Annotated in this window: 24 protein-coding genes and 1 other RNA gene; 15 read left to right on the top strand and 10 right to left on the bottom strand. The window is 34.0% G+C overall.

Translation table 11 applies throughout. The annotated features are described in order from the left end of the window. Positions 1 to 50 precede the first annotated feature (50 nt). The 3 genes from CLV90_RS08395 to CLV90_RS08385 all read left to right on the top strand — a co-directional run bounded on the left by CLV90_RS08395 (position 51) and on the right by CLV90_RS08385 (position 3,767). Complete coding sequence (locus CLV90_RS08395) at positions 51 to 2,069, top strand: DUF349 domain-containing protein (protein ID WP_133687074.1); 2,019 nt, start codon at positions 51 to 53, stop codon at positions 2,067 to 2,069. A 151-nt stretch (positions 2,070 to 2,220) separates the two neighbouring features. Continuing rightward, positions 2,221 to 3,432 (top strand): sensor histidine kinase, encoded by a 1,212-nt coding sequence (locus CLV90_RS08390; protein WP_133687073.1) that lies wholly within the window; start codon positions 2,221 to 2,223, stop codon positions 3,430 to 3,432. Between the two features lie 2 nt (positions 3,433 to 3,434). Beyond that, entirely contained in the window at positions 3,435 to 3,767 is a 333-nt protein-coding gene (locus CLV90_RS08385) for a hypothetical protein (RefSeq protein WP_133687072.1), read from the top strand. Between the two features lie 50 nt (positions 3,768 to 3,817). Here CLV90_RS08385 and rny read toward each other — a convergent pair whose 3' ends face one another. The 4 genes from rny to CLV90_RS08365 form a co-directional block, all read right to left on the bottom strand. Continuing rightward, on the bottom strand, positions 3,818 to 5,386 hold the full coding sequence (gene rny, locus CLV90_RS08380; RefSeq protein WP_133687071.1) for a ribonuclease Y: 1,569 nt from the start codon (positions 5,384 to 5,386) through the stop codon (positions 3,818 to 3,820). A 48-nt stretch (positions 5,387 to 5,434) separates the two neighbouring features. After that, positions 5,435 to 5,545: non-coding RNA, 6S RNA (gene ssrS / locus CLV90_RS08375), on the bottom strand. A 56-nt stretch (positions 5,546 to 5,601) separates the two neighbouring features. Next, on the bottom strand, positions 5,602 to 5,898 hold the full coding sequence (locus CLV90_RS08370) for a cell division protein ZapA (RefSeq protein ID WP_133687070.1): 297 nt from the start codon (positions 5,896 to 5,898) through the stop codon (positions 5,602 to 5,604). A gap of 13 nt (positions 5,899 to 5,911) precedes the next feature. Beyond that, positions 5,912 to 6,202 carry a hypothetical protein gene (locus CLV90_RS08365; protein WP_133687069.1) on the bottom strand — a complete coding sequence of 97 codons (291 nt, stop codon included), beginning with the start codon at positions 6,200 to 6,202 and terminating at the stop codon, positions 5,912 to 5,914. Positions 6,203 to 6,396: 194 nt separating this feature from the next. Between CLV90_RS08365 and CLV90_RS08360 the strand changes: the two genes are divergently transcribed. The 3 genes from CLV90_RS08360 to CLV90_RS08350 are packed head-to-tail and all read left to right on the top strand — an operon-like array spanning position 6,397 to position 11,225. Next, complete coding sequence (locus CLV90_RS08360) at positions 6,397 to 8,088, top strand: M23 family metallopeptidase (RefSeq protein ID WP_133687068.1); 1,692 nt, start codon at positions 6,397 to 6,399, stop codon at positions 8,086 to 8,088. 5 nt (positions 8,089 to 8,093) lie between these two features. Then, complete coding sequence (locus CLV90_RS08355; RefSeq protein WP_133687067.1) at positions 8,094 to 10,562, top strand: TonB-dependent receptor; 2,469 nt, start codon at positions 8,094 to 8,096, stop codon at positions 10,560 to 10,562. Between the two features lie 9 nt (positions 10,563 to 10,571). After that, positions 10,572 to 11,225, top strand: a complete 654-nt coding sequence (locus CLV90_RS08350; protein WP_133687066.1) for a hypothetical protein — start codon at positions 10,572 to 10,574, stop codon at positions 11,223 to 11,225. Here CLV90_RS08350 and CLV90_RS08345 read toward each other — a convergent pair whose 3' ends face one another. Beyond that, positions 11,226 to 12,371: a cysteine desulfurase family protein gene (locus CLV90_RS08345; RefSeq protein ID WP_133687065.1), complete on the bottom strand. Its 1,146-nt coding sequence runs from the start codon at positions 12,369 to 12,371 to the stop codon at positions 11,226 to 11,228. It abuts the gene before it with no gap. A gap of 103 nt (positions 12,372 to 12,474) precedes the next feature. Here CLV90_RS08345 and CLV90_RS08340 point away from each other — a divergent pair, with 103 nt between their 5' ends. Further along, on the top strand, positions 12,475 to 12,981 hold the full coding sequence (locus tag CLV90_RS08340) for a hypothetical protein (RefSeq protein WP_133687064.1): 507 nt from the start codon (positions 12,475 to 12,477) through the stop codon (positions 12,979 to 12,981). A 1-nt stretch (position 12,982) separates the two neighbouring features. Here the strand turns inward: CLV90_RS08340 and CLV90_RS08335 are convergent, their stop codons facing one another. Continuing rightward, positions 12,983 to 13,525 (bottom strand): Smr/MutS family protein, encoded by a 543-nt coding sequence (locus tag CLV90_RS08335; RefSeq protein ID WP_133687063.1) that lies wholly within the window; start codon positions 13,523 to 13,525, stop codon positions 12,983 to 12,985. A gap of 26 nt (positions 13,526 to 13,551) precedes the next feature. Between CLV90_RS08335 and CLV90_RS08330 the strand changes: the two genes are divergently transcribed. The 3 genes from CLV90_RS08330 to CLV90_RS08320 are packed head-to-tail and all read left to right on the top strand — an operon-like array spanning position 13,552 to position 14,552. Next, positions 13,552 to 13,890, top strand: coding sequence for a DUF2752 domain-containing protein (locus CLV90_RS08330; protein ID WP_243835327.1), 339 nt, complete (start codon positions 13,552 to 13,554; stop codon positions 13,888 to 13,890). A 19-nt stretch (positions 13,891 to 13,909) separates the two neighbouring features. Further along, positions 13,910 to 14,236 carry a CCC motif membrane protein gene (locus CLV90_RS08325; RefSeq protein ID WP_133687062.1) on the top strand — a complete coding sequence of 109 codons (327 nt, stop codon included), beginning with the start codon at positions 13,910 to 13,912 and terminating at the stop codon, positions 14,234 to 14,236. Between the two features lie 7 nt (positions 14,237 to 14,243). Continuing rightward, positions 14,244 to 14,552: a CCC motif membrane protein gene (locus CLV90_RS08320; protein WP_133687061.1), complete on the top strand. Its 309-nt coding sequence runs from the start codon at positions 14,244 to 14,246 to the stop codon at positions 14,550 to 14,552. A 55-nt stretch (positions 14,553 to 14,607) separates the two neighbouring features. On the opposite strand, the gene rocD is transcribed toward CLV90_RS08320, so the two are convergent. Next, on the bottom strand, positions 14,608 to 15,888 hold the full coding sequence (rocD, locus tag CLV90_RS08315; RefSeq protein ID WP_133687060.1) for an ornithine--oxo-acid transaminase: 1,281 nt from the start codon (positions 15,886 to 15,888) through the stop codon (positions 14,608 to 14,610). A 233-nt stretch (positions 15,889 to 16,121) separates the two neighbouring features. On the opposite strand from rocD, the gene rlmD reads away from it, so the two are divergent. The 3 genes from rlmD to CLV90_RS08300 are packed head-to-tail and all read left to right on the top strand — an operon-like array spanning position 16,122 to position 18,808. Then, positions 16,122 to 17,534 carry a 23S rRNA (uracil(1939)-C(5))-methyltransferase RlmD gene (gene rlmD / locus CLV90_RS08310; RefSeq protein WP_133687059.1) on the top strand — a complete coding sequence of 471 codons (1,413 nt, stop codon included), beginning with the start codon at positions 16,122 to 16,124 and terminating at the stop codon, positions 17,532 to 17,534. Between the two features lies 1 nt (position 17,535). Next, positions 17,536 to 18,042 (top strand): DUF6452 family protein, encoded by a 507-nt coding sequence (locus CLV90_RS08305; RefSeq protein WP_133687058.1) that lies wholly within the window; start codon positions 17,536 to 17,538, stop codon positions 18,040 to 18,042. Beyond that, on the top strand, positions 18,023 to 18,808 hold the full coding sequence (locus CLV90_RS08300) for a DUF6048 family protein (protein WP_133687057.1): 786 nt from the start codon (positions 18,023 to 18,025) through the stop codon (positions 18,806 to 18,808). Before CLV90_RS08305 ends, CLV90_RS08300 begins: the two co-directional genes overlap by 20 nt. Here CLV90_RS08300 and CLV90_RS08295 read toward each other — a convergent pair. Both CLV90_RS08295 and CLV90_RS08290 read right to left on the bottom strand, forming a co-directional pair. Next, entirely contained in the window at positions 18,803 to 19,033 is a 231-nt protein-coding gene (locus tag CLV90_RS08295; RefSeq protein ID WP_133687056.1) for a hypothetical protein, read from the bottom strand. The genes CLV90_RS08300 and CLV90_RS08295 overlap by 6 nt on opposite strands. Further along, positions 19,030 to 20,199 carry a THUMP domain-containing class I SAM-dependent RNA methyltransferase gene (locus tag CLV90_RS08290; RefSeq protein ID WP_133687055.1) on the bottom strand — a complete coding sequence of 390 codons (1,170 nt, stop codon included), beginning with the start codon at positions 20,197 to 20,199 and terminating at the stop codon, positions 19,030 to 19,032. Before CLV90_RS08290 ends, CLV90_RS08295 begins: the two co-directional genes overlap by 4 nt. Positions 20,200 to 20,292: 93 nt before the next feature. Here CLV90_RS08290 and CLV90_RS08285 point away from each other — a divergent pair, with 93 nt between their 5' ends. Both CLV90_RS08285 and CLV90_RS08280 read left to right on the top strand, forming a co-directional pair. Beyond that, entirely contained in the window at positions 20,293 to 20,964 is a 672-nt protein-coding gene (locus tag CLV90_RS08285) for a ZIP family metal transporter (protein WP_133687054.1), read from the top strand. Beyond that, complete coding sequence (locus CLV90_RS08280) at positions 20,965 to 21,390, top strand: DUF4268 domain-containing protein (RefSeq protein WP_133687053.1); 426 nt, start codon at positions 20,965 to 20,967, stop codon at positions 21,388 to 21,390. A 22-nt stretch (positions 21,391 to 21,412) separates the two neighbouring features. Here the strand turns inward: CLV90_RS08280 and trhA are convergent, their stop codons facing one another. Next, complete coding sequence (gene trhA, locus CLV90_RS08275; protein WP_133687052.1) at positions 21,413 to 22,045, bottom strand: PAQR family membrane homeostasis protein TrhA; 633 nt, start codon at positions 22,043 to 22,045, stop codon at positions 21,413 to 21,415. Positions 22,046 to 22,260 lie beyond the last annotated feature (215 nt).

Here is a 22,260-nt window from a genome sequence, read left to right as displayed (position 1 = left end):
TTTGCCAATCGTAGGGTTGTTACTATCTTGTAAACATATAATTTAGGATTATGTCTGAGGATAAAGAACAACAATTAACAGAGAATTCAATAGATGAAAAAACTGTAATAGAAACTGCTGAAAACGCAGAGTCAGAAACAGTTGATTCCGTTGAAGAATCTACAGAGGTAGAAGTCGAAACATCGACCAAATCTAATGAAGAGTCAGTAGAAGCCAATGTAATGGATGAAATTGACGATTCTAATGCTGAAGATGCTGAGGATACCGATACGGAAAAGAGACATGAAATTCCTATGCCAGATTACCATGAAATGAACATGGAAAATTTAGTAGGCGAATTACAACGCTTGGTGAAGAACGAGAAAGTTCAGGCAATAAGAAAACACGTAGACGCTATAAAAGACGAATTCAACCAAAAGTTTGATGAATTTTTAGAAGAAAAAAAGGAAGAGTTCATAGCTAACGGTGGTAATGAAATAGATTTTAGATATAATTCTGTGGACAAAAGACAGTTTACCGAAGTTTATTCTGAGTATAGAGACAAAAGAAATCAACATTACAAAAGCTTAGAGAAAAGTCATAAAGAAAACCTAACATATAGGTTAGATCTTATTGAACAGTTAAAAGCGTTGGTAAACGTTGAAGAAGATATAAATACAACTTACAATAATTTCAAGGATATACAGGCAAAATGGCGTCATGCTGGTCCTATACCTCGAGCAGATTATAACAATGTATGGAAGACTTACCACCATCACATTGAAATTTTCTATGATTTCTTAAATATCAACAGAGATTTAAGAGATTTAGACTTTAAACATAATTTAGAAGAGAAAGGTAAAATAGTTGCTAGAGCAGAAGAGTTATCTAAAGAGCCAGACTTAAATAGAGCATTTAGAGAGTTACAGGTATTACATAAAATCTGGAAAGAAGATTTAGGTCCGGTAGGCAAAGATCATAGAGAAGAAATTTGGGATCGTTTTAGCGCTGCAACCAAAATAATACACGAAAGAAGACAAGATTATTTTAAAAATCTTGACCAGTTAAAAGAAGAAAACTTAGCACGCAAACAGGCAATTATTGCCGAAATTAATGAACTAAGTACCAATGTTTCAAGTAATCATGGAACGTTACAACAACAGATTAAAAAATTAGAGGAGCTTAGGGAAGCTTTTTTCAAAGCCGGTCAAGTACCGCAAAAAGTAAATTCAAAAACGTGGAATAGTTTTAAGGCAGCGGTACGAGCATTTAATCAAAACAAAAATGCTTTCTATAAAAATCTTAAAAAAGAACAACAAGAAAACCTTGACAAAAAGAGATCTTTATTAGAGATTGCTGTTTCTATAAAAGATAGCGATGATTGGGATGCTACCACGGCAGAAATGAAACGCATTCAAGGGCAATGGAAAAAAATTGGGCATGTTCCAAGAAAATACTCAGACAAATTATGGAAAGAGTTTAAAACCGCTTGTAATCACTATTTTAACAGGTTAAACGCTCTTAAAAATGATGCCTTTAAGGAAGAGGAAGCCAATTTTAAACAAAAAGAAGAATGTATTGACCGTCTTAAAGCCTTTAAATTAAGTGGTGACAAAGCTAAAGATTTAGAAGCAATCGAGAAATTTTCTGAAGAATGGAAAAAATACGGAAGAGTTCCTTTCAAAAAGAAAAACATCAATCAGAAATTTGATAAAATTATAGATGCCCTATATGAAAAATGTGGTGTGAGCAAGCAAGAATCTGAACTGTTGAAATACGGTAATAAGATTCAGCAGCTTAGCAATAACGACAATCAAGAACGAGCTATACAGAATGAGCGTGCATTTATCAGAAAAAAGATAGGCGAGAGCAAAGACGAAATTAGACAGCTAGAAAATAACTTACAGTTTTTCTCTAACGCATCTGAAAGTAATCCTTTGGTACAAGATGTTATAAAAAGAGTCAACCAGCATAAAGAATCTTTAGCAGCCTGGAAAGCTAAATTGAAAAAATTGAACATCTTAAAAAACAACCTGAATAAAGAAGACGAAGAGGTTGAAGAATCTGAAGAAACTAAAACTGAAGAATAGTTTTAACCATATAAAACAAGTATTTACTTATATCGGTTTATAAAATTTGGTTGATATAATTGAACAATTGAAGTTATATACCAATAGGGTAATTCGAACGTTTTAAATGTATGAAATTACTTACTTATAATAGTTTAGTTATCGATTTTATATGGTTAAACCAGAAATACCAACAAACGAAGAACAACGTTTAGAAGCTTTAAAGAGCTTTAACGTTCTAGACACCTTAGAAGAAAAAGAATACGATGCCATAACCCGTATTGCAGCAGATATTTGCGATACGCCTATGGCATTAGTTTCTTTAGTAGATGAAGGCAGACAATGGTTTAAATCCCATCATGGTATAGATGCTACCGAAACTCCTAGAGATTTAGCATTTTGCGCGCATGCAATAAACACACCAGACTCTTTATTCGTTGTCAACGATGCCAATAAAGATGATCGCTTTTTTGACAACCCATTAGTAACTGGTGGTCCGTCTGTTCAGTTTTATGCAGGCGCACCTTTAAATACCAAAGATGGTGAATCTATAGGTACATTATGTGTGATAGATACCAAACCCCGAAATGAATTTACCGAAAGACAAAGGGCTTCATTAAAAGATCTTGCCGATCAAGTAATGGCTCAACTAGAACTCAGAAGGCAGAATATTCAACAAAAAATTATCAATGAAGAGTTACGTATAAAGAATGATCAGCTAAAACATTTGTCTTATCGTTTGGCGCATGACATGAAAACTCCCCTTTTGGGCATAAGCTCTCTTGTAGGCTTCATCAAAGAAGATTACTCAGATTTTATTAAGGAAACTGAAATTCCGAATTACTTAGGTATTATCGATAATAGGTTGGAATATATGGAGTCGTTGGTTAACGGCATTATTAACTACAATGCTATAACAAATGCACAGATTAATTTACAAGAGTTCGATATTTCAAAAGAGATTACATCAGTGCTCAATAAACAATCTGATGCTACCAAGGTACATTTACAATTAGAAAACGGTAATAAAACTATTATCCACTCCCTAAACAGTTTTCATCAAATATTCAAAGATTTAATTTCTAACAGTATAAAATTCACCGACAAACCTACTATTGAGATATTGATAGGTTTTAAAGAAAATCAAGATTTTTACGCATTTACCTACGAGGATAATGGACCGGGAATACCTGAGCGATATTGGGAAAAAGTTTTTACACTTTTCGAAAAATTAGGTACAGAAAACACTAACGATACCGGTATTGGCTTAACTACTATTAAAGCTCTTTTAGATAAACTTGGCGGTACAATTAGCATCGGTAAAAGAAAAGACAATAAAGAAGGTGTATATTTTAATTTTACCCTTTCTAAAAATATAGGTTAACCATGCTAACCCCTGTCAAATCTTTTTTATGGGTGGTAGTAATCCTATATACCTTTACTGACTTCAGCTCAAAGAAAGATAGTGAAACCACCATAGACCAAACTCAAACACTACAAAAAGAAGCCTTCTACGTTTTAAATACCAAGTGTAATTTCTGCCATGAGGAAAAGAGGAACAGAACAATCTTCACCCTTGAAAATATGAATATTTTGGCAAAAACAATAGAATACCAGGTATTTACAACTCGAAAAATGCCCAAAGGAAGAAAAAATAAACTATCACCTTTAGAAGAAGAGAAGTTGAAGAATTGGATAAACTCTCTGCAAAAACCATAAAAAAATGCCTCTATTTCATAGAGGCATTTTTTTTATATTCTAAAGTAAAATTACTTCGCTACATTGACAGCTCTTGTCTCACGTATTACCGTAACTTTTACTTGACCAGGATAGGTCATATCTGTCTGTATTTTTTGAGAAATTTCAAATGACAATTGAGCAGCTCTATCATCATTTACTTTTTCGCTCTCAACAATAACACGAAGCTCTCTACCAGCTTGTATTGCGTAAGCCTTCTGCACACCACTAAAGCCAAATGCAACCTCTTCAAGGTCTTTTAAACGTTGAATATAAGAATCTAACACCTGTCTTCTTGCACCTGGTCGAGCACCACTAATAGCATCACAAACCTGAACGATTGGTGCAATTAAGGTTTTCATTTCAATTTCATCGTGGTGAGCACCAATAGCATTACAAACTTCCTCTTTTTCTCCGTATTTCTCGGCCCATTGCATTCCTAAGATTGCATGTGGGGTTTCTACTTCATTTTCCGTATTCGGCACTTTACCTATATCATGCAAAAGACCTGCACGTTTAGCTATCTTAGGATTCAACCCTAACTCAGCCGCCATAACGCCACAAAGTTTAGCAACTTCTCTTGAGTGTTGCAAAAGATTTTGTCCGTAAGAAGAACGATATTTCATTCTACCCACTGCACGAATCAACTCTGGGTGTAACCCGTGAATACCTAAGTCTATAACAGTACGCTTACCGATTTCAACAATTTCTGCTTCAATCTGTTTTTCGGTCTTCTTAACGACTTCTTCAATTCTTGCAGGGTGAATTCTACCATCGGTCACTAATTTATGAAGTGAAAGTCTTGCTACCTCTCTTCTTACTGAATCGAAACAAGAAAGAATAATTGCTTCTGGAGTATCATCAACAATAATTTCAACACCTGTAGCAGCTTCTAATGCTCTTATGTTTCTACCTTCTCTACCAATAATACGTCCTTTTACATCATCTGATTCAATATTAAAAACAGAAACACAGTTTTCAACAGCCTCTTCAGTACCTATTCGTTGTATAGTATTGATAATAATTTTACGTGCTTCTTGTTGTGCTGTAAGTTTAGACTCTTCAACCGTAGATTGAATATAAGCCATAGCATCAGATTTTGCAGTTTCCTTTAAACTCTGAACCAACTGATTTTTAGCTTCATCTGCAGAAAGACCAGATATAACTTCTAATTGTTGAATTTGGCTTTTATGCATTTTATCCAACTCTTCATGACGCTTTTGAAACAGTTCTATTTTCTGTTCTACATCTTTCATTTTACCATCTAATTGAGAGTTCATGTTCTTGTTTTTGGCAAGCTCACTACTCACTTGAGATTCTTTATCTCTAGTACGCTTTTCAGCGTCGCTTATTTTTTTATCCTTACTATTAATAACCTTCTCATGTTCCGCTTTTAATTCTAAAAACTTCTCTTTCGCCTGTAAAATCTTTTCTTTCTTAACACTCTCTCCCTCAGCATTTGCATCTTTTAATATGCGTTCAGCGTCTTTCTTTGCGTTTATTATGGTTTTAGAGGCTTTCCCTTTTTCCAAAAATTTTGCTATTGCAAAACCGATTGCCAGCCCAACTATTGCGGCAATAATTATCATTGTACTATCCATAGTGTAATTTATTAATAAAAAAAAGCCCACATTGGAGAAGTTTTGATCAAACTCCGGTAAACAGGTTTAGGGTTAACAGACTGATCAAGAATCCCTATACGAGTAGGGCCTGCTTTTACAATCTAAACTCACCCTTCTTAAAAAAAATAAATGTTGAGTTTGTCAAAAGGTATTACCAATGTGGGCAGTAACTTAATATATTTAAAAGAACGTTTTTATTTTAAAGCCAATTTTGAATCTACCAAATCTTCTAACGCTTTTAAACGTTCTTCAGCTTCTTTGGTACCTTCTGTTTGCTCTATGCCACTCTGCTCTATTTTTGATGCAAACTGCAAGGCACACATTGCCAATACATCTTGTTTGTCTCTAACTGCATAGTTCTGCTCAAATTTTTTTGCCAACTGTTCTATATTTTTAGCGGCTTTACGCAAACCTTCTTCTTGAGCAGGGTCAATAGTCAATGGATAGACCCTATCGGCAATAGAAAGTTTTATTTTGAGCTTTTCTGACATATTATTATAAACATTACTCCGACAATTGAGCTATACAATGGTCCAACTCTCGTATTAATGTATTTATTTTAAGCTTAGCTTCTGTTTTGTTTGTATTACTGCCAAGCATTGAATTTGCAAGTTTGAGTGAATTATATTTTTCTTCCCATTCAGATACCGATTTACTGGTATTTTCTTGTGAAGATTTTATATTCCTTAATTCTTTTTCCAATTCAATATTAGCATTGTTCAAAACCTCAAGTTTAAGCAACAATTTGCTAATTTTATTTTCTAAAGAATTAACGATTTTAATTAACTCGCTCATACATTACAGTCAATGCGATTTACACAAAGTTAACATACATTATATGACTTAGCAATAGTTTTGTGAAATATTCGTAAATCTGTCGTTCTTAATTTCAGAATACATTACAATAAACTCTTTATAACCAATTTTAGCGCCCTCAACTTAACGAAATTGTTATTGATTAATTATTTTCGCACTATTGCTGTCTACCTATGAGAAAAATATCCCTTGGTCTGTTATTATTATTTTGTTTTAATCTTTTCGCACAAGAAAATTATCCGAAAGATGGTTTTGGTCCACCAATGGATATCCCCATTATTTTAGCGGGTACGTTTGGCGAACTACGTTCAAACCATTTTCATTCTGGTGTTGACATTAAAACGCAACAAAGAGAAGGCATTCCTATAAACGCTATCGGCGATGGTACCATTACCCGTATTAAGGTCTCACTTTGGGGTTATGGCAAAGTTCTTTACATCGCTCACCCAAATGGATACACTTCTGTATACGGGCATCTTCAAAAATTCTCTCCTGCTATTGAAGCTTATATAAAAAAGCTACAGTACGATAAAAAATCTTTTGAGGTAGAAGTATTTCCTGACTACGGAGAGTTAAAAGTATCGAAGGGCGAATTAATTGCTTATAGCGGCAACACAGGTGGTTCTGCTGGTCCGCATTTACATTTCGAAATTAGAAGTAGTATTTCTGAAAAACCGACCAACCCTTTAATGTATGGCTTAGACGTTGCCGATGCTACCAACCCTATAATTGAAAAACTTTTCGCGTATCCCCTAAATGACAAATCTCATGTAAATAATAATTATGAGAGAACCCAAATTAATTTCAGTAAACAGAGTGACGGCACTTTTTTAGCAGATAAAGTTTCTGCCCTTGGTGAAATCGGAATTGGTTTTGTTGGTTTTGATCGTTTAGATATGGCTGCAAATAAAAACGGAGTTTATAGTGTTGAACTAAGTGTTAACGGTAAAATCTATTCTCTTTACGACTTCGAATCATTTTCATTTGGTGAAACCAGATACATAAACACTTTGGTAGATTACGATTATTATGGACGAACAAGAGAGCGTATTCAAAAGAGTTTTAAATCGGCGGGTAATAACCTGAATATATATAAGGAACTCTACAACGAGGGATCAATATCGGTAGCCAACGGTTTAAGCTATACCGCCAAATTATTGATTAAAGATTATGCCGGTAATAAGATTGTGTTGAATATACCCATTGATGGTACAAAAAATTTATTGGGGAACAAAAAAGAAATTGTCAAAACCGATAATTACGTAATTGCCAAAAAACCAAATAATTTTGATTTAGGCGTCGCTAAAGTATATTTTCCCACCAATACCTTTTACGAAGATTTTTATATCGATCTAAAAAAAGGAAAAGACACAGTAACCATTCATAACAACACGGTACCGGCGCATAGAAATTTCACTATAACTTTTGATGTGTCTAAATATTCAAAAGAAGAACAAAAACAATTATTTATTGCTAGATTAGATTCTAAGCTTAGACCTAACCATGCAAATACTTATAAAAGAGGTAATGAATTTACAACACGCACCCGTAATTTAGGTACCTATACTTTAGCTAAAGATTCTGTTGCGCCCACTATTAGAACCAAGAATTTCAAAGACAAGCAATGGTTAAACAATTATAAATACTTGAGTGTACAAATAGCTGACGACTTAAGTGGTATAGATAAATATTCTGCTACATTAAATGGCGAATGGATATTAATGGAATACGAACCTAAGCGTAATACTTTGACCTATAATTTTGATGATAAGATTACAGATCAAACGCAATGTGTACTTGAAGTTACCGTTACAGATAATGTAGGGAATACGAACACCCTAACCACCTCTTTTTATAGAAAATAATATATTTGAAACTACCTACCGTTCTAAGCCTGATACTATTACTATGCAGCGCCATTGGTTTTGCACAGATTGCTACTATTTCGGGTATTGTATTGGGTGACGGTAACGAACCTTTACCTAATGTTAATATTACCACAGCAAGTAGTTTAGGAACCACCACTAATTCTGACGGATTTTATATTCTAGAAATAACTTCAGATGAAGAAAACACAATCGTTTTTTCGCACATTGCTTATAAGGATGTGGTTTTAGAAAATTTGATTCTGACTACGAACGAAACATTTGAGTTTAACCCGATTTTGAAAAGTGATATTACCCAGATAGATGGTGTAACCGTATCAGCAACCGGCGAAAGAAACGTTAGTAGCATATTAACGATTTCACCAGAAAAAATAAGAAAAATACCCGGTGCTAATTCAGGAGTTGAAACTATTTTAAAATTATTGCCAGGTGTATCTTCTAATAACGAATTAAGCACACAATATGCAGTTCGTGGTGGCAACTACGATGAAAACCTGGTATACGTAAATGAAATTGAGGTATATAGACCTTTTTTAATACGCTCAGCGCAACAAGAAGGGCTAAGTTTTGTGAACAGCGATTTAGTACAAAATGTAAAATTTTCGGCTGGAGGATTTCAAGCAAAATATGGTGATAAATTGGCATCTGTTTTAGATATTACATATAAGACCCCTACCCTATTTTCACTTCGGGCAGATGTAAGTTTCTTAGGTGCTAGCTCAAGTTTAGAAACTGTTTCTAAAAATCAAAAATTAAGCTCGGTATTTGGAGTTCGGTATCGCAACAATTCGTTATTGGTAAATAGTCAACAGACGCAAAGTAACTTCAATCCGGCATTTACAGATATTCAAAGTTATTTAACCTATCATGCTTCCCCTAAATTTAAGCTAAATTTTTTAGGCAACATTGCAGTCAACGATTATAAAAACGAACCTTTAAACCGACAAACAAATTTTGGCACCATAGATAATCCACAGGCATTAGTGGTGTACTATGAAGGTCAAGAAACAAATAAATACACCACTGCTTTAGGTGCTTTAAAAGGAAGTTACATTTTAAATGAAAAGACTACCCTAAAACTTATTTCATCAATTTACCACACAACAGAAGAAGAATACTCAGATGTTGTTGCAGCATACGAACTTGGCGAAGTAGATAGTAATTTGGGCAGCAGTTCTGCCGGTGAAGTATTGACATCTCGTGGTATCGGTTCTCAGTTTAACCGAACTAGAAACGATTTAGATGCGCTCATATTTAATTTAGAGCATAAGGGATTTCGCACTTTGGATAATTCTGTATTAGAATGGGGAGCAAAATACACTCATGAAGATATAAGAGATCAATTACGAGAATCTGAATTTATAGATTCCGCCGGATTTTCGGTAAGATCACCGAGATCAGAATTTATTAACAACCAACCTTCTGAACCATTTACTGCGCCTTTAGAAGCATACGAAGGAATAAACGCTCTAAATTTTGTAAAAACGAATCGATTTTCGGGCTATGTACAATTAGGAACTAATAAAAAATGGAACAATGCAGATGTATACTATAACATAGGCGTACGTTCTCATCATTGGACGGTGAGCGGCACGGGTGTAGAGAAAGTATCACAAACCGTAATTAGTCCGCGTGCACAGTTTGCCATTAAACCCGAATGGGAGAAAGATATGCTCTTTAGGCTATCTTCAGGTGTATACCACCAACCACCTTTCTACCGAGAATTAAGAGACAGCACAGGTACAATTCAACCCAATGTTAAAGCACAGAAATCTTTTCATCTTGTTGCTGGTAATGAATATAGTTTTCAATTGTGGGACAGACCTTTTACGTTGATCAGTGAGGCTTATTATAAAAAATTAGAAAACGTAAACCCATATACACTTGAAGATGTTCGCATACGTTACGCGGCAAACAATAATACCGAAGCTTATGTCTATGGTGCAGAAGTTAGATTAAATGGTGCTTTTGTACCTGGTACGGAGTCATGGGTTAGCTTGGGGTATTTAAAAACCGAGGAAAATAGAAACAATAGAGGATACATACCACGCCCAACCGATCAACGTTTAAAATTCGCGATACTTTTTCAAGATTATATTCCCACAATTCCTGATTTAAAAATGTATTTGAATTTGGTTTATCAAACAGGTGTACCGGGTGGTTCGCCTAGTTATGTAGATCCTTACATTTTTCAGAATAGATTAAGAGATTATAAACGTGCAGATTTAGGAATTTCCTATATTTTTGCAAACAAGGATAAACAATTTCCAAGAACACATTGGCTTCATAATTTTAAAGAACTGAGTTTAGGTTTTGAAATTTTCAATTTATTCAACAACCAAAATTCTATTACCAATACTTGGGTTAGGGATGCGGACAGCAAAAACGAGTATGCAGTGCCAAATTACCTTACATCGAGAGTATTGAATTTAAGATTAGGAATTCGCCTTTAAACACTAAAAATGAAAAGAATACTTTTCTTACTTGCACTGATTTCTACACTAACCGTAGCGGCTCAGAAAAACATTTACGAAAGTCCGAATTTTGATGACTTAAGTGCTGATCACAATGTTTTAGCCATTATACCATTTCTTACTAATTTGGATCTTAACAGTAAAATATCTAAATCTGAACAAAAGAGGCTTGAAGAAAATGAAGGGTATGCCGTGCAAAATGCCTTAGAAACCTATTTTTCTAAACGTAGCAAAAAGAAAAAATTACCGGTAACCTTTCAAAATATTGAAAATACTACAGCCATATTAGCCAAGAACAACATTCGCTACGATAATATTGACGTATATACCACCAAAGAATTGAGTGAAATTTTAGGTGTTGATGGTGTTATAAGCGGTACTTTAGATTTGAATATACTTTTATCTAACGGTGTACCAACAGAATTCAGTTTTACAGATTATTTCTCTGGCGGAGCAAATTATGGCAGAATAGGTATAAAAATCAGTGATGGCGACTCTGGTAAACTTTTATGGAAATACGAAAAGGAAATTAATAAGAAAACCGGTAAAAACACCACTGACCTTATTGACCGTATGATGAAGTTGGCTATCAGAAAATTCCCTTACGAAAGAGAACGTAAACGCGATCGAAACAAAAGCTAATTACGCTTCTATTATATCCTTTAGAATACCAATAGTATAATCAATATCTTCTTTGGTATTGTAAGTAGAAAAGGAAAAGCGTACAGATGGCTTTTTCATATCTTCAGCAGACAGAATTTGCGAAAGTACATGAGAACCTGCATCACTACCAGACTGGCATGCACTACCTTTAGAACAAGCGATGCCTTTCATATCTAAATTGAACAACAGTAACATTGCTTTAGCTTCTGTTATAGGTAAACATACATTTACCAAGGTATATGTACTTTTTTCCATATCACCAGAATGCCCATTAAATGTAGCATCAGGTATTTCTTTATTTATTTTCTCGATAAAATAAGATTTCAGGCTTTCCACATACTTCTTCTCTTCCTCTAAATTATCGTAGGCGTGAATAAAAGCTTCTTCAAGTCCAACAATATTATGAAAAGATTCCGTCCCTGCTCTAAGTCCGCGTTCTTGCGAACCCCCAGAGATCATACAACTTAATCCCGAATTTTTACGAATAAAAGCAAATCCGATACCTTTTGGACCATGAAATTTGTGCGCTGCAGCGGCTAAGAAATCAATAGGAAATGCTTTTACATCCCAATTATAATGTCCTAGAGATTGCACGGTATCAGAATGAACTAAAGCACCATATTTCTTAGCCAGTAGGGTAATTTCTTCCAAGTCAATTTTATTGCCTATTTCATTGTTGACGTGCATTAAGCTAACCAACTTCTTAGAATCATCTTTTTGCAATAGAGTTTCTAAATGTGCCACATCAGGGTTACCAAATGCATCTAAATTTACATACAACACTTCTACAAAACCCTTTTGTTCCAACTCTTCTACCGTATGCAGAACAGCATGGTGCTCAATTCTCGTAGTAATAATAGTTTTTACACCTAAATCTCGAATAGCACATCTAATAATCATATTATCTGCCTCGGTACCACCAGATGTGAAAATAATTTCTGAAGGTTGTGCATTTATATACTTAGCAATAGTTTTACGAGCACTTTCAATGGCTGTCTTTGCCGTTCTACCGAAACTGTGGGTAGAAGAAGGGTTACCATAAGTACCTAAGGCATCTTGCATTTTTGCAATAACATTAGGGTGAACTTGTGTAGTAGCTGCGTTATCTAAATATACATTTTTCATAAAGGCGTACTCTTAAATACATAAAGGACAAAAATAGTTAATTAACCCATAATTGACAGTGATGCTACAGACAGATTTCCAATTTTTAAATTAAATTTGAATTATGAAAAAATACCTCTTAATTGGTTGTTCGATTTTGTTCTTTGGATGTAATGATGGTGACCTTCAAATAGAAACCGTAGATTTTGATAGTATAGAAATTGTTCAAAGTTGTGATACCGTGTCTGCAACCACAGAAAATGTTGTATTTAAAATAAATGGCGATGAGGCATTGATTTTGACCATCGCTAGCGGACTATTAAAAAACGAAGTAACTGCTTCTAGTTTAGAAAGTGCAGTACCCGGTAGTTCGCAAATTAGTTACCGAATATTCTCTGAGACTGTTACAAGTGCATACTTCTGCGATTCGCCACCACCACTTACACCAACGGTTTTAGAAGAAATTGAAGCTGAAGGTGGTAATATAATTGTAACGACAACCACTGAAGACAGTGTTACATTTACACATACCATTCAATTAAGCGGTATTACATTTTTAAATGAAAACGGTAGTAGAATTACAGATTTGCAAGTAAATGAATTTGGTACGGTAACCACAACGGCAGAGTAATTTAAAAATTCTGCATAATATAGACTTCAGTTGCTCCTAGTCCGTATTTTTGATAATCCGCATCGTAGAATTTGACATTGTCATATTTACCGAACAAATAGCCCAATTCTTCTTTTAGCACACCCTCACCTACCCCGTGTATAAAGACAACTTTTTGTATTCTTTTACTAATTGCAAAATCTAACTGGCGTTTAGCGGTATCTAACTGCAGGTTCAGCATTTCAAATTTACCGATAGACTTAGGGTTTTTCATTAATTGATTAATGTGCAAATCAACTTCCATTTTTGGTGCAGTACGTTCTTTAGCCTTTATAACTGTTGCCTTTCTACGTTTAGGGATTTCTTTTTCCTTTTTTATTTGTGCAATCTCGTAATTTGATACCCTTATATCATCAGCAATCAAAACCAGTTCATGAGCAGCGAATATTAGAGGGAAGCCATCATCGCTCAACATGGTAATATTAGTACCATTAATAGATTCTACAACGCCTTTTATGACATCATCAATTGTTTCTACCGTATCGCCAATATTAAAATGAGACATGTTTTTGTTTTGAATACACAAAAATAATGGTAATTTTCGGACTATTAATTTATTTGCAGATGCGCCTTAAGGCATTAATCATTTTTTTGGGATTAGAAAGTTTCATGCTGCCTTGTTTTACCAAGCAGTTATTAGGCGTTGATTGCCCTGGCTGTGGTTTACAGCGTTCACTGTTATTTTTAATAAAGGGTGAATTTGCCTCGGCTTTTTTAATGTATCCTGCCATTTATCCTATGTTGGCTTTATTTGCTTTTTTAGGATTCAATAAGTTTTATCCTGTTAAACATTCAAATACTATTACCATCACACTTATGGTTGCCACAGTAAGTTTTATATTGACCAATTATATTTTAAAATTTATCTAATTAACTAAACCTTTAAATTATGGAACAACAAAAATTACCCAATGTTACGTTAGCTTTAGTGCTTGCTATTTTAGGATTTGTATGCTGCTGCTTTGGTGGATTACCTGGTATCATCTTTGGTGGAATTGCTTATTTCTTAGCTACGAAAGACGAAAAATTATACAAAGAAAATCCTGAAAATTATAATAACTATAGTACTTTAAAAACTACTAAGACAGTTTCAATTATAGTTTTAGTTATTGGTATTCTTTATTTAGCATATTCAATATACGGTATAATGAGTATCGGTGGATGGGATGCATACATGGAGCAAGTTCAAATGATGACGGAACAATATTCTCAATAAAGGAGGAATGAACAATTCAGAGTACCAACAAATACCAGGTTCAAGTAACGCATTAACTTTTGGCATTTTATCTATTGTGCTAACCCTTTTCTGCTGTGGTCCTTTCGGTGCCATATTCAGTTTCATCGGTTTAAGCAATGCTAAAACCGCAAAGAGTCATTACGAGGCTAACCCTGGTAATTATAGAGGGTACGAAAATATTAGTACAGGAAGAATTCTTTCTTATGTAGGTCTTGCTTTAGCCCTTATCTACCTAATATTTTCCTTCTTATATTTCGGATTGATAATCGCCTTCTTCGCTACAGCCGATTTTTAACAAGAAAATAATAATCAAAAAAAATCCCCGATTTTTATCGGGGATTTTTTTATTCCTATTTTTTAAATTCTTTCAGTGTTTTTATAATAATAGAAACACAATCTAAAAGTTGTTCTCTTGTCATCACCAATGGTGGCGCAAATCTTATAATATTACCATGCGTTGGTTTTGCCAGTAATCCGTTTTCTTTTAAGGCCATACAAATATCCCAAGCAGTAGAACTCTCTTCGCTGTCGTTAATTAAAATTGCGTTTAATAAACCTTTACCACGAACACTGTTCACTAAGTCTGTTTTCGGTATAAACTTATTTAGTTCTAATCTAAAAAGTTCACCTAATTCAAAGGCATTTTCTGCAAGCTCTTCATCTTTAACCACTTCTAATGCAGCCATACCAACAGCGGCAGCAATAGGGTTACCACCAAAAGTACTACCATGATTACCTGGGCGTATAACACCCATAATATTATCGTTCGCTAAAACCGCAGAAACAGGATATGCTCCACCAGACAAGGCTTTACCTAATATTAAAATATCTGGTTTAATTTCTGGTGTTCCACTACAATGCTTATCTGAACAAGAACAATTACCACAAGTTGCCAATAAACGACCTGTTCTGGCAATACCCGTTTGTACTTCATCAGCAATGAACAAAACATTATACTTTTCACATAAAGCTTTTGCTCCACTTAAATACCCTTCAGAAGGCACAAAAACTCCTGCTTCGCCTTGTATAGGTTCTACTAAAAAGCCGGCAATATTTGAATTTGATTTTAAAACTTCTTCAAGAGCAGATAAATTATCATACTCTATTTTAATAAATCCGTCAGTATAAGGCCCGAAGTTCTTACGAGCTACTGGATCATTAGAAAAAGAGATGATAGTCGTTGTACGACCATGAAAATTATTTTCGCAAACAACTATTTCGGCATTGTTCTCTGCAATACCTTTTTCTTCATATGCCCATTTTCTGCAAATTTTTAAAGCTGTCTCCACAGCTTCTGCACCTGTATTCATTGGTAATAACTTGTCGAAATGAAAAGTCTCTGTGGCATACTTCTCATATTTACCCAACATATCATTATAAAATGCTCTAGAGGTCAAAGACAAGGTCTTGGCCTGTTCTGTCATTGCATTTACAATTTTTGGGTGACAATGACCTTGGTTTACTGCAGAGTAAGCAGAAAGAAAATCAAAATATTTTTTTCCTTCCACATCCCAAACATAAACACCTTCGCCTTTGCTTAATACAACAGGTAGTGGGTGATAATTGTGGGCTCCGTGTTTTTCTTCTAATGCGATTGCATCTTTAGAAGTGATGTTTTCTAAAATTGACATGATAAAAATTACTTTAAATAAAACTTTAGCAATTCCTTCTATACCTTTTTCCTTTCAAATCCCGAAAAGTTATCGGGGCGAAAATTCAGCGTGGGAGAGAAATCATCCTTGTAGAATCTCAAAAATACGAATTATTGACTGCAAATATAATAATTACGGCGAATGGTTCCAATATCTTGTTAATACTATCAACAACTGCTTCTCATTTCAAAGAAACCATTTATTTTTGCGTCATGCGAAAAAAAACAAATCGACTAGTTTTTGAAAATGTAACGGTAACAGATGCAGCTGCAAAAGGAAAAACTATAGGTAAAGCCCCAGATGGCAGGGTAATTTTCTTAAATAATACAGTACCGGGTGATGTAGTTGATGTGCAAACCACAAAAAAGCGAAAAGCTTATTTTGAAGGTAAAGCTATAAACTTTCATACATTATCAGACAAACGCGTTGAACCGGTTTGTCAGCATTTTAATGTTTGTGGAGGTTGCAAATGGCAAGATATGGGCTATCAGCACCAACTTTTTTATAAGCAGAAAGAAGTAGAGAACAACTTAAAGAGAATCGGACATTTAGATTTGCCAGAAATGACACCTATTCTTGGCTCGGCAAAACAATACTTCTATAGAAACAAAATGGAATTTTCATTTTCTGATAGCCGTTGGTTAACTCTTGACGAAATACAATCTGACAATCAAATTGAAGATAAAAATGCATTAGGTTTTCATATACCAGGCATGTGGGATAAAATATTGGATATTAAAAAATGCCACCTTCAAAAAGACCCATCAAATGCCATTCGATTAGAAACTAAAAAGTTTGCGGTAGAAAATGGATTAACTTTTTTCAATCCGCGCAATCAATATGGTATGTTGCGAACTCTAATGCTTCGTACAACATCTATTGGTGAAATAATGGTAATGGTTCAGTTTTTTGAAGATAATAAAGAGAAAAGAGAATTACTTTTAAATCATCTTGCTAAAACGTTTCCAGAGATCACCTCTTTATTATATGTTATCAACCCGAAACAGAACGATACCATTTACGACCAAGAAATCATCTGTTTTTCGGGTAGAGACCATATTTTCGAAGAAATGGAAGGGCTGAAATTCAAGATCAATGCCAAGTCTTTTTATCAAACAAATTCAGAACAAGCTTACGAGTTATATAAAATAACCAGAGATTTCGCTGATTTAAAAGGTGATGAATTGGTATATGATCTGTACACAGGTACTGGTACTATTGCACAATTCGTTTCTAAAAGAGCAAAGAAAGTAGTAGGTATAGAATCTGTGCCAGAAGCTATATTAGATGCAACGGCAAATGCTGTCCGTAATGAAATTGAGAATGTAGATTTCTTTGTCGGTGATATGAAAAATGTGTTCAACGAACAATTTATAGCTCAGAATGGAGTGCCAGATGTAATTATTACAGACCCACCAAGAGATGGTATGCACAAAGATGTTGTTCAACAAATATTGAACATTGCTCCTGAAAAAGTTGTCTATGTAAGCTGTAACAGTGCTACACAGGCTAGAGATTTAGAAATGATGAAAGAAATGTATACTGTAACTAGAGTTCAACCTGTAGACATGTTTCCACAGACCCATCACGTAGAAAATGTTGTACTTTTAGAAAAGAAAGTTTAAAATGAGAAGATTTCACATCGGATTATTGATTTTTCTAGGGATAGTTCTCTCGTCATCATGCGAGAAAGATGATATCTGCGTAGAAGGGGACACTCCCCTATTGGTCATAGAATTTTACGATATATCAGATACCATAACTTTAAAGCAAGTACCAACTTTGAGAGTTGTAGGTGTTGGACAAACGGTAACCGTAAATACAGTTACAGACCGCAGCAATGTAAGTACCATATCCATCCCATTAAAAACAGATGAGAACACTACTAGTTTTATACTCATAAATAGTTCTGCTGCAGCCGAAGATGGCACAGAAACAGGCAATGTTGATACTATAACTTTTACGTATTCAAGAATTGAAGACTTTCTCTCTCGTGGCTGTGGTTTTGTAGTCAATTATGATGAACTAGTGGCCGAGGTAACAGCAGACACCAATAATTGGATTCAAGATATCGAAATAACGCAATCGTTAGTCACCAACTCAGATTCTACACATGTCAAGATATTTCATTAATATTTTACTCCTATTACTTACTTGTTCGGCATTTAGCCAAAGCAAGCCTATTGATTTAAACCCAAAAGATACTGTCGGTTATAAACAGTCATATGGCCTAGGCTTGGGTATTGATTTAAGTAGAATTATAACAGGTGCTTTAGATGATAATTATAAAGGCTTTGAAATAGTTGCAGATTATAGATTGACCCAAAATTTATATTTGGCTGCAGAACTAGGTACCGAAGAGAAAACACGACAAGAAGATCTGTATAATTTTACCACCTCTGGTAATTATATAAAAATAGGTGTGAACAAAAATAATTATGCGAACTGGTACGGTGAGCGGAACTTAATTTATATGGGTGGTCGATTGGCATTTAGCACTTTCGATAACACACTTAATAACTATCAATATTTTGATACGAATAGATATTGGAGTCCGGACGGATTTTCTAACGGCTCTGATATACCTGAGAAATTTTCCGGTCTAAATGCCACTTGGATAGAGGGCGTTTTTGGTACGAAAGTAGAAATTTTCTCAAATTTGTATATGGGGGCCAGCATACGCTTAGGCCTTATTTTGAGTCAAAAAGAAGATGAACGCTTTCCTAATCTTTGGGTACCAGGTTTTAACAAAGTAACCTGGGATAGTAATTTCGGTATCGGCTATAATTATAGTATTTCTTATTTCTTACCGCTTTATAAAAAGAAAAATAAGATTAAGAAGAAGATTGAAGAATCTAACGAACAACAAGGTCCTCCAAAACTAAAGGAGCGGTTATAGAATTTTAAAGCCCTTAATAAAAATCCATTTCATCACAATTTTATCGACACCCTCAATTTTTGTTACAGCAAATTTAGGCGCTAAAAAAGAAGCGCTAATGGCAGCAATAGCAGATAAATAAAGAGAGTTCATCGTTACAGTAACGTATAAAATGTAACGAAATAAAACAAACAGCACAGCGAAACTTAAAAAATTATAGATTAGAACTTTGTATTTTAAATTCATTCTTCTGTATTTTTTTGATACTTCGCTTTCTTACTACCCTCGTACATCTCGTACTTTACCAAACGAGATTCTAAGTGGCTGTTAAACACTTTAATTTTACGAGAAGGTCTTAAACCTACAAATTTTAAAGCTGGTAAATTACTTGTTATAAACCAAGCATTGGTACCTGGGTAACCTTGTTTTAAAGTATCACCGATAGCACTATAAAAATTTTCCAGATCAATATCTAAACGTTCTCCATATGGTGGGTTAAAACACATATGTAACTGTCCTTCCGATTCTTTTTCTGTTTTGAAAAAATCTTTTCGCTCTACGGTTATATAATCTTCTAGATTAGCATTCTCGATATTATCTTGAGCTTTTCTTACCGCAGAAGGTGCTTTATCATATCCGATAATTTTATAATGAAACTCTCTAGTTTTCTTTAAACTTGAATCAATGATTTTCTCAAATAAATCAGCATCAAAGTCTGACCATTTTTCAAAAGCAAATCCCTTTCTATTAATATTAGCGGGTATATTACAAGCTATCATAGCTGCTTCTGTTAACATAGTACCACTACCACACATAGGATCTAAAAAGTCAGACTGACCATCCCATCCACTCAATAATAACAACCCTGAAGCTAATACCTCATTTATAGGTGCGATATTCGTTGCCGTACGGTAACCTCTTTTATGTAATGAATATCCAGAACTGTCTAAAGAAACATTACAATCATTATTATGAATATGAATATTTATTCGAAGATCGGGATCTTTTACATCTACATCTGGTCTAGTACCATCTGTATCTCTAAATTTATCAACAATGGCATCTTTTGTTTTTTGAGAGATATATAATGAATGTGTAAACTGCTCAGAGTTTACGGTAGCATCTATAGAAAAAGTTTCGCTGACAGAAAGATGCTCGGTCCAATCCATCGCATAAATTTTCTTGTACAAATCATTTTCATCTCTAACACGAAACGAATGGATAGGTTTAATAATTTTGATAGCTGTTCTTAAACACAGATTAGCTTTGTACATAAAACCCGTATCTCCTTCAAAAGATACGTTTCTAGTTCCCTCTACAACATTACTAGCTCCTAAATTTCTAAGTTCTTTAGAAAGCAGTTCTTCAAAACCAAATAAGGTCTTTGCGACCATTTTAAAATTATTACCCATATTCATCTTTTCTCGTACCGCAAAAATACGCTAATTTTGACGCCTGTTTAATTTATGACCTATTTCCTTTTTTAAAAGGTTTATCAGCATCACATGATTTATATTTTACCTATTCTGGGAGTGCTTATTAGTTTTCTATTTGTGGTTATTACTAAACCACAAAAAAATGAATCCTTTAAACTATTATTGGCCTTTAGTGGTGCATTTCTATTGGCGCTTACCATTTTTGAAATGTTACCCGAAGTATATTCTAGTTTAGAACCCAAATCAATTGGTGTTTTTATCATGCTAGGAATTCTTTTTCAAATTTTCTTGGAATTTTTCTCTAAAGGAGCTGAACATGGTCATGTGCATATATCAAAAGATAGCCAAACATTCCCATGGTTACTCTTTATTAGCCTATGTATTCATTCATTGTTAGAAGGTCTTCCAATAGGTACAAATGACACAATCATTTATGGTATTCTAATACATAAGATTCCTATTGCAATTATTCTAAGCATATTTCTTTTAGGCTCAAATATAAAGCCCCTATATGCTGGACTTTTTATGGTATTATTTTCTATCATGACACCTTTGGGCACTTATTTAGCACATACTATAGAATTACTGTCAACTTATGGTATTTACCTAAATGCATTGGTAATAGGAGTATTTCTGCATATTTCGACAGTAATACTATTTGAAAGTTCTGAAGGGCATAAATTTAATTTGAGAAAGTTATTGGTTATCATACTTGGTATCACTATAGCATATTTTTTATAAATGTTCAGCAAAGAAGAATCAAGAAAATTACGAGAAGAATTTTGGATCGCTTTTGGAAAATCGTTTCCGAACAAATGGACATTATATAAAACCAAGGTGAAAGGATTATCATTTAAATTTCATTTTGATTTTAAAATGGCCATGGTTTCTATTGATGTCGATTCAGATTTTGAACAACGTATAAAGGTATGGGACAAACTTGTTGCACTTAAATCAATTTTACTAGATGAATATCTTCCTGAAGCTTTTTATGAGGATTTTTTCATACTAGATAACCAAAAAGATATTTCAAGGATTTACGTTCAACTTGACAATGTTTCTATTCACAATAAAAATAGTTGGAGAAAAACAATGGTGTTCTTAAATAAATCAATGTTAACAATAGAAACGTTTTACGAGGAATATAAAGATATTATAGATTCGTAGTTCACAAAACCAGGAGCACACTTTATATAACGTCTAAATAGATAAAAAACCAATGACAAATTGCACCAGCTAGAACAAAAAGGTGCCAGATAAAGTGATTATATGGTATTCTTCTTACCGCATAAAATATAATTCCAATTGTATAAAACGCCCCGCCAATCATCAATAATTGAATTCCCAATTCAGAAGTATTATCCACTAAACTCTGAAAATCAAAAACAATTAACCATCCCATTGCCAAGTATAGCAGTAATGACACAATTTCAAACTTACCAGTAAAAAATATTTTTAAAATAGTACCAACAGCAGCTATACCCCATACGGCAAAGAAAATAAGCCATCCATTTCCGTTTATAAGGGTTATTAAAGCCACTGGTGTATATGTACCAGCAATAAGGTAATAGATATTTATATGATCTAAAATCCTCATTCTCAGTTTCCAAATCTTATTGTCTACTACATGATATATCGTAGACATTAACAACATACTTATTAAAGACAGGCTGTAAATCACTATTCCCCAAGTAGAATACTCAGATTTATAATTATTTTCTTGAATCATCAACACCATACCTACAATAGCTAATAATGCACCTACACCATGAGAAATGGCATTGAACTTTTCTTCTTTCTCTAATGATTTTAAGTAAGACATTTAAATCCGTTATTTTAAAAATCGAACAATTGTTCAATCTATTATTTAATTAAATGATTATCCTTCTGAAGTTTATGGTAAAAATAGAACAAGAGGTTAGAACATCAACTCCATCCTTAAATCTATGGTATAAAAAAAGCCCTTTACATTATTGTAAAGGGCTTTCGAAAAAGGCGGCTACCTACTCTCCCACTTGATATAGCAGTACCATCGGC

This window comes from Maribacter spongiicola, from assembly GCF_004364165.1.
GTDB lineage: Bacteria > Bacteroidota > Bacteroidia > Flavobacteriales > Flavobacteriaceae > Maribacter > Maribacter spongiicola.
Note: the sequence above shows the minus strand (reverse complement) of the source record. Positions and strands in the feature narration are given on the sequence as shown.

Excerpts from the sequence above, each read along its gene's own strand:
- CLV90_RS08330 (WP_243835327.1), top strand. The coding sequence starts at position 13,552 with ATGGTAATTTTCGGACTATTAATTTATTTGCAGATGCGCCTTAAGGCA.
- CLV90_RS08370 (WP_133687070.1), bottom strand. The coding sequence starts at position 5,898 with ATGTCAGAAAAGCTCAAAATAAAACTTTCTATTGCCGATAGGGTCTAT.
- rocD (WP_133687060.1), bottom strand. The coding sequence starts at position 15,888 with ATGTCAATTTTAGAAAACATCACTTCTAAAGATGCAATCGCATTAGAA.
- CLV90_RS08345 (WP_133687065.1), bottom strand. The coding sequence starts at position 12,371 with ATGAAAAATGTATATTTAGATAACGCAGCTACTACACAAGTTCACCCT.
- CLV90_RS08395 (WP_133687074.1), top strand. The coding sequence starts at position 51 with ATGTCTGAGGATAAAGAACAACAATTAACAGAGAATTCAATAGATGAA.
- CLV90_RS08390 (WP_133687073.1), top strand. The coding sequence starts at position 2,221 with ATGGTTAAACCAGAAATACCAACAAACGAAGAACAACGTTTAGAAGCT.
- trhA (WP_133687052.1), bottom strand. The coding sequence starts at position 22,045 with ATGTCTTACTTAAAATCATTAGAGAAAGAAGAAAAGTTCAATGCCATT.
- CLV90_RS08305 (WP_133687058.1), top strand. The coding sequence starts at position 17,536 with ATGAGAAGATTTCACATCGGATTATTGATTTTTCTAGGGATAGTTCTC.
- CLV90_RS08335 (WP_133687063.1), bottom strand. The coding sequence starts at position 13,525 with ATGTCTCATTTTAATATTGGCGATACGGTAGAAACAATTGATGATGTC.
- CLV90_RS08285 (WP_133687054.1), top strand. The coding sequence starts at position 20,293 with ATGATTTATATTTTACCTATTCTGGGAGTGCTTATTAGTTTTCTATTT.
- CLV90_RS08300 (WP_133687057.1), top strand. The coding sequence starts at position 18,023 with ATGTCAAGATATTTCATTAATATTTTACTCCTATTACTTACTTGTTCG.
- rlmD (WP_133687059.1), top strand. The coding sequence starts at position 16,122 with ATGCGAAAAAAAACAAATCGACTAGTTTTTGAAAATGTAACGGTAACA.
- CLV90_RS08385 (WP_133687072.1), top strand. The coding sequence starts at position 3,435 with ATGCTAACCCCTGTCAAATCTTTTTTATGGGTGGTAGTAATCCTATAT.
- CLV90_RS08340 (WP_133687064.1), top strand. The coding sequence starts at position 12,475 with ATGAAAAAATACCTCTTAATTGGTTGTTCGATTTTGTTCTTTGGATGT.
- CLV90_RS08360 (WP_133687068.1), top strand. The coding sequence starts at position 6,397 with ATGAGAAAAATATCCCTTGGTCTGTTATTATTATTTTGTTTTAATCTT.
- CLV90_RS08350 (WP_133687066.1), top strand. The coding sequence starts at position 10,572 with ATGAAAAGAATACTTTTCTTACTTGCACTGATTTCTACACTAACCGTA.
- rny (WP_133687071.1), bottom strand. The coding sequence starts at position 5,386 with ATGGATAGTACAATGATAATTATTGCCGCAATAGTTGGGCTGGCAATC.
- CLV90_RS08320 (WP_133687061.1), top strand. The coding sequence starts at position 14,244 with ATGAACAATTCAGAGTACCAACAAATACCAGGTTCAAGTAACGCATTA.
- CLV90_RS08325 (WP_133687062.1), top strand. The coding sequence starts at position 13,910 with ATGGAACAACAAAAATTACCCAATGTTACGTTAGCTTTAGTGCTTGCT.
- CLV90_RS08280 (WP_133687053.1), top strand. The coding sequence starts at position 20,965 with ATGTTCAGCAAAGAAGAATCAAGAAAATTACGAGAAGAATTTTGGATC.
- CLV90_RS08295 (WP_133687056.1), bottom strand. The coding sequence starts at position 19,033 with ATGAATTTAAAATACAAAGTTCTAATCTATAATTTTTTAAGTTTCGCT.
- CLV90_RS08290 (WP_133687055.1), bottom strand. The coding sequence starts at position 20,199 with ATGGGTAATAATTTTAAAATGGTCGCAAAGACCTTATTTGGTTTTGAA.
- CLV90_RS08365 (WP_133687069.1), bottom strand. The coding sequence starts at position 6,202 with ATGAGCGAGTTAATTAAAATCGTTAATTCTTTAGAAAATAAAATTAGC.